This window comes from Acetobacterium sp. MES1 (assembly GCF_002237635.1).
Taxonomy (GTDB): Bacteria; Bacillota; Clostridia; order Eubacteriales; family Eubacteriaceae; genus Acetobacterium; species Acetobacterium wieringae.
This window is the reverse complement of sequence record NZ_MJUY01000007.1, coordinates 78,639-84,925: the sequence shown is the minus strand read 5'-3', so window position 1 is coordinate 84,925 and position 6,287 is coordinate 78,639. Positions and strand designations below refer to the sequence as shown.

Here is a 6,287-nt window from a genome sequence, read left to right as displayed (position 1 = left end):
TGAGCAATTCACTGTGATCTTCCAGCAAGACAATCTCAAAACCGGCGTCAGTGACATCCGTCCGCAATTGGTTTAAATCGTATAAACCCCGCATACAGCTCGTAAACTGATGGGTCTTGATCCCTTCAAGCGCTTCCGGATTTCTGGCATAGACATCGGTAATAAAAAACATTCCTTGGGGTTTCATCACCCGATAGACCTCCTCCAGTGCTGCCGGAAGATCCGTCATCAACGACAATGTACACTCAGATAACACCCCCTGGAAGCTCTCGTCCGGGCAGGGAATCGCTTCCCCGCTGCCGAGGAGAAATTCTTTATCCGGATTATTTTTCCGGGCTGTTGCCAGCAGTTTTTGGGAGGGATCAAGCCCCACCACTGTCAGCCCATATTTCTGTTCCAGATAACTGACGGTCGCACCCGTTCCACAGCCGAGATCCAGCAATAAATCAGCGGCACTCCAGCGACAACCGGCCACGCCCCTGTCGGTTAAAGCAAAGCCCCCCGGCCGCAGCGTTCCACCCAAAAGTTCCGACATTTCCGGACTTTCATAGGCACAGTTCCCTGACACCTATTTATCCTCCAGTCCTTCTTCGACTTCCTTCATTTTGCCCAGCGCCAGCGCTTCATCAATGAATACCTGGTGACAGCTGGGACATTTGGGCAGATCCACTTCAAAGTTTCCTTCCATATACTTTACCTTGACCTTGGTTAATTCCAGTTCCTGCTGGCATTTATCACAACGCCATGCTGTTTGGTCGGTACTCTCATGTTTCATCTTATTCCTCCACTATTTCCATGCGATGACTGTAGACGCTTTTTAAGATATAGTCATTTTCTTCTTTTTCGTATTTCACCCAAAAGGTAACGTTGTCACGTCGCAGCCTGGCCAGATATTCTCCGGTTTCGGGATTGCAGAAACGTTCGTTATTTTCTTCGGCATTTTTAAGCACCGCCTGGATATCTTCTGATAAGATATAACGGTCTTCGATCTTCTGTTTAACATCATCGGGGATAATCAGCTTAAATTGGTCTTCCATCATAGTTTCCTCTGGTTCCTCTCGCCAGATTTCTTTTAACAGCATTTGCTTAACCCGACTGCGGTTGTGATGGCGTTCTGACAGGGTTGGCATCTTGCGGGTAGCCGCTTCGCCATCATCTTTGGGATAGATCAGATCCAGCAAATGGTAGGTGCGTTTGCCGCCGGATACAAATAGATCCTTGCACATGGCACAGTAAACCAGCAGATCATTCGCGCTTTCACCGATGCGTTCAGAAACAAAAGCGTTGGATTGTTCCCGGTTGGCGTAATAAACCAGTCCGCCGTAGCCGCAGCATTTTGTTTTTTCTTTGGTGTATTCCAATTCTTCAATGCCATAACCGAGTTTGGCAACAATTTTTCGGACACTCTCATGGAGGTCACTGTTTTCCCGGGTTCCACAGGCATCATGAATACTGAGTGTCTGGGGGGTTTTAATGTGATCTTTGTTCGGCAAACCTTCTCTGACATAAATATCCCAGAGTGATTCCACTTTAATTTCCGGCAAATATTTTTCAAAAATCCGCATACAGCTGGAACAGGCCAGAATAAAGGTGGGGTGTTCCATTTCTGCCCAAACCTTTTTGATGGCTTGGATATTTTCGTTCATCAGGTCTTTTTGTCCGCCCCAATCAGCCGGTGCCCCGCAACAGCCCAGATAAATACCGACATCGCCCTGCACATGGCCAACCAGGTATTCATAGATACTCTTAATATCATCCGGATAGGAGGCTGGTAACTGACAGCCGGGATAGAAGAGATATGCGGTTTTTCCGGTTCCCTTGTATAAGCCTTTGACATAATCTGAAAAAGAAATCAGCGGATAATAAAACAGATCTTTGGATTCCTCTTTGCTGGGTTGTTTGCGCACCAGCGAAAACCGGGAACTGTTGGAAAAAGCCATATCTTTCAAGGCAAAGTCGTGGGCCGAGGCTGGCATTTTACCACGTTCCACCATACTTTCACGGGTTTCATGGATAACATCACTCATGCTGATATCGAGAAAACATTCTTCCTTACAGAGGCCGCATTCAGCGCAGGAATTAATCATCTTATTGGCATAGTGCGTGCCTAAAATAATCCGTTCGCTGTGATTGATCTGACGGATATAGGCATCTGGGGACATTTCGAATTTCCGCAGGTGGACACAGCCCTCAATGCATTTGCGACACTGACATTTGACGCAGCGTTTGGCCTCGGCCATGGCTTCATCCTGGCTATAAATGGCGGCTGATTTTAAAATCGGAGCTAACGGTTCTTTGCCGCAGATATCAAAGTGCAACGGTGTTTCAAAAGCCCCTTCTCGTTCCCGGGAATCCGTCAGGGATACCTTTGACAAAAAGCGTTCGATGGAAATAGCCGCCCGTCGTCCCGAGCTGGCTGAGAAAATCACCGATTCGCTTTGATTAACGAGACTCCCGCCAACAAACAGAGCCGACTCATCCGCCTGGAAGGTGAGCGGATTCCATTTAATTTCTTCTTCCCAGGCCGCGGTTCCCAGATAAACCGCATCATAGGTAGCCAGCAATTCACTTAATTTATTTTTATCGACGATTGTTTCAAAATGAATGGGTATTTTTTTATCAGCAATCGTCTTTAATTCTTGTTGCAGTACTTCTTCGCTCAGGGAGTCGCCCACAAAATCCCACAGTCGTCCCCCTAATCGATTGGTTTTTTCATAGATTGTTACGACATAACCCTTTTTGTCCAGATCCACAGCGGCGGTTAAACCACTTAATCCCCCACCAACGACGGCCACCTTGCCTTTATTCTTTGGTAGCGGCCAGACTTTCTTCGGCTTGTAGGTACCATACTCCAGTACCGCTTTTTCAAGATCAGAGATCCGGATCGAACCGCCAGCTTTACTCCGTTCACAGGGCGCTTCACAGGGATGATCGCAGATTCGCCCAAGAATTTTGTGAAAGGGCATTTTCTTTTCCATCAGTTTATAGGCATTCTGGAAATTTCCTTGTTCTATTTCTGCTAAAAAATCAATAATTTCCAGATGAACCGGACAATTTGCCGTACAGGTTGGGGGTTCCTTGTGAATACACCGATCTCCGGTTGCTAATAATTTATCCAAATTCATAGTTGCTCTCCTAACTCTCTTCAATACAATCGCTCAACCACAGACAAATAAACATCAGTCACTTTGATGTCTGTTCCTATGAATAATTGGTGACACAATTCATTCATAGAAACAAACACCGAAGTCTATTTTAACATATTTTTAAATATAAAATAGGAATTGAAAGCTTAGAAGCTTTCAATTCCTGAGATTGTCGATAACTACCGTACCGATCAATTGTTAATCTGTTGTTCGCTGCGCCATGCGAAATTCGCTTTGCTCCTTTCGCATTGGTCGTGGGCAGTCGCCAACTACAAGCAAGCTTGTGATTGGCTCGTTGCCTGCGCGAAAATCAGACAGGCTACGCCGTGTCCGCTCCGATGCGTACAACATGATGTAACAATTGTCGGTCCTAGTTTATCTTTTTTGACAGTCCGATAGACTTGGCTTGCTTATTTTAAGGCTTCTAAACCTTCAAGTACTTTTTCTGGATAAGCTGGTAAATGTTTGATACGAACGCCACAGGCATTGAAAATCGCATTAGCGATGGAAGCATGTGGTGCTGACAATGGCATTTCACCAGAACCTGCAGCGCCATATGGTCCTAATGGTCGTGGTGTTTCCTGATGAATCAGAACGATTTCGTCGGGAACATCCTTGACTTGCGGAATACCACAACCGGTTAAGGTTGTGTGTTTTTTCAGATCTTCAAAGTCTTCGCTTAAAGCTAAACCGATCCCCTGGGTTAAACCGCCCCATAACTGTCCTTCGAGAACTGTTTTATTAGTAATGGTTCCACAGTCAGATACCAGCGTTAATTTATCCACATGGGTTTTACCGGTGGTGGTATCAACCGATACTTCTGACAATAATACCCCATACATATAAACTGGGAATGGATTTCCCTGGCTGGTTTCAACTGATGGTGCTGTACATGGTGCGGTCCAAACGCCTTCATAACGTAATGGCAAGCCTTCGGCGACCATTTCATCATAGGTTCTATAAGTACCATCGGCCTTTTTCATAGCGGCCAGTAAGTTTTCACAACCGACTTTGATGGCATTACCAGTCATAACATTGGAACGACTTCCGCCAGCTGGTCCACTGTTTGGTGTCAGCTTCATGTTATTCATAACCAGTTTGATTTGTTCTGGTTTGATTCCTAACGGTCTTAATGTTTCGTGAGCAAAGGTCAATGTACCCATATCAGCACCCTGGCCATGGTCTTCCCATGAATCGCCGACAATAACACCGTCTTTGGTTAATTCAATCCACATTTCTGAGGAGTCTGGGCCGTCAAGACCACAACCGTAAATATTTAATGAGATCCCAACACCATGTTTAATGTCTCCGCCTTCAGCATTTAATGCTTCTGCTTTGGCTTTTGCTGCCTGATAAATTGGTCGGATGGTGTCAATTGCCTGTGGTAAAGCAATAACATCTGGTTCACAACCATTTGGTGTTGTGTCGCCTTCTCGGTAGACATTCTTATAACGGAGTTCCAGTGGATCTTCGCCCATTTGATATGCCAGCATATCAATCAGAGTTTCAGAAGCAAATAAACTCTGTGGTGAGCCGTAGCCTCTGAACGCGGAACCCCAGGCATGGTTGGTGGCAACAGTTCGGCCTTCACCACGGATATTAGGAATATTGTAACCAGCACCAATAAACTGCGAACCACGGGTGGTTACCAGATCGCCAAATTCACAGTAGGGACCATGATCGACAGACCAATCAGTTTCCATTGCTTTTAAGATACCATTTTCGTCGGCACCCATTTTTACATTCATAAAGAATGGTGAACGTTTTCCGGTGTAGGTGATTTGTTGGTACATATTAAATTCCAGGTATACCGGTCGTTTGGTAACCAGAGCGGCTACACCCAATAAACCTTCGATGGTGGGGCTGAATTTATAACCAAATGTTCCCCCTGTCGGGTTCTGAACGATGAAGTATTTAGTCGGATCAACGCCAATGGCTTCAGCAGTCATTAACTGGTGAAAGTGGAGAGCGATACTCTTAGAATGAACCATCAGGTTATCTTCTTCATCAAAGTAGGCAAATCCGACGTCTGGCTCGAGTGGTAAATGGGGTTGACGGCCAACATAGAAGTCATCTTCAATAACATTTGGTAGTTTTTCCATTAATGGAGCTGTTTCATCACCCTTGACAACATTAGTTGTAAAATAAATGTTTGGTGTACCCGGATGAATTTCAATGGCATCTTCAGCCATAGCAGCGGGTGCACTCATGTAAGGCAGTAATTCTTCAATTTCGACCACTACTTTGGCGGCTGCTGCTTCAGCCTGTTCGGGTGTATCGGCCAATACCATAGCAATGGCATCGCCAAACTGGAAGATTTTCTTGTCATTTAAGATTGGTCGTTCCAGCCCATCGCCTAAGTTCTGTGGGAAGGCCAAACCGTTAATGCGGTTGGTTCCGGGCACATCTTTAGCGGTGATAACTTTGAAGACACCTTCCATTTTTTCTGCTTCTGAGGTATCAACAGAAATAATGTTAGCATGGGAAACCTGAGCCTGAACCAATTTGATGTGTAAGGTGTTTTCAGGCAGTTTTAAGCCTAAATCGGCACCAAAGTCCCAGGTACCGGTAACTTTTGCCAGTGCTGAAGGACGAGCCATGGTTGAACCCATGATGGAAGCACCTTCTTTTAACTGGAACCACAGATCTTCTTTGGTGATTTCACCACGCATCAATTTAGCAGCATCCATAACCGCATCAACGATGGGGATATAGCCGGTACAACGACAAACATTTCGATGTTTCTGGAACCACGCTCTGACTTCTTCTCGGGTTGGGCTGGCGTTTTCTTCTAATAACGCTTTAGCTGACACGATAAAGCCAGGTGTACAGAAACCACACTGAGCCGCGCCATTAACCATCCATGCCAACTGCAATGGATGCAGGTTATCGTGGGTTCCAACGCCTTCGATGGTGATGATTTCAGACTCATCGTCAACTTTTTTCATCTTGGTTACGCAAGACCTTACCACCTTGCCATTTAAAATAACTGAACAGGCACCGCATTCCGCTTTGCCGCAGCCAACCTTTGTTCCGGTTAAGCCCTGTTGTTTTCTGATTAAATTTGCCAGGGTTGTTTCCGGATCAACAATGACCGTCCTTTGAATCCCGTTAATGAACAATGTCTTTTTTTCCACGTGA

The 6,287-nt window shown here is 45.6% G+C and carries 4 protein-coding genes; all 4 read right to left on the bottom strand.

What is annotated here, in order from left to right; all coding sequences use genetic code 11:
* On the bottom strand, positions 1–568 hold a 568-nt coding region (trsM, locus tag BI182_RS02245), incomplete at its 3' end, for a DVU_1556 family methyltransferase (protein WP_286805214.1).
* Positions 569–775, bottom strand: a complete 207-nt coding sequence (locus tag BI182_RS02240) for a DVU_1557 family redox protein (protein ID WP_070372327.1) — start codon at positions 773–775, stop codon at positions 569–571. It lies immediately after the preceding gene.
* Between the two features lies 1 nt (position 776).
* The gene (locus tag BI182_RS02235; protein ID WP_286805211.1) at positions 777–3,125 is read right to left on the bottom strand and encodes a pyridine nucleotide-disulfide oxidoreductase/dicluster-binding protein; all 2,349 of its coding nucleotides are present in this window, start codon (positions 3,123–3,125) and stop codon (positions 777–779) included.
* 431 nt (positions 3,126–3,556) lie between these two features.
* Positions 3,557–6,283, bottom strand: a complete 2,727-nt coding sequence (locus tag BI182_RS02230; protein WP_228883078.1) for a molybdopterin-dependent aldehyde oxidoreductase — start codon at positions 6,281–6,283, stop codon at positions 3,557–3,559.
* Positions 6,284–6,287 lie beyond the last annotated feature (4 nt).

Coding starts and splice junctions, on each gene's coding strand:
- BI182_RS02240 (WP_070372327.1), bottom strand. CDS start 775: ATGAAACATGAGAGTACCGACCAAACAGCATGGCGTTGTGATAAATGC.
- BI182_RS02235 (WP_286805211.1), bottom strand. CDS start 3,125: ATGAATTTGGATAAATTATTAGCAACCGGAGATCGGTGTATTCACAAG.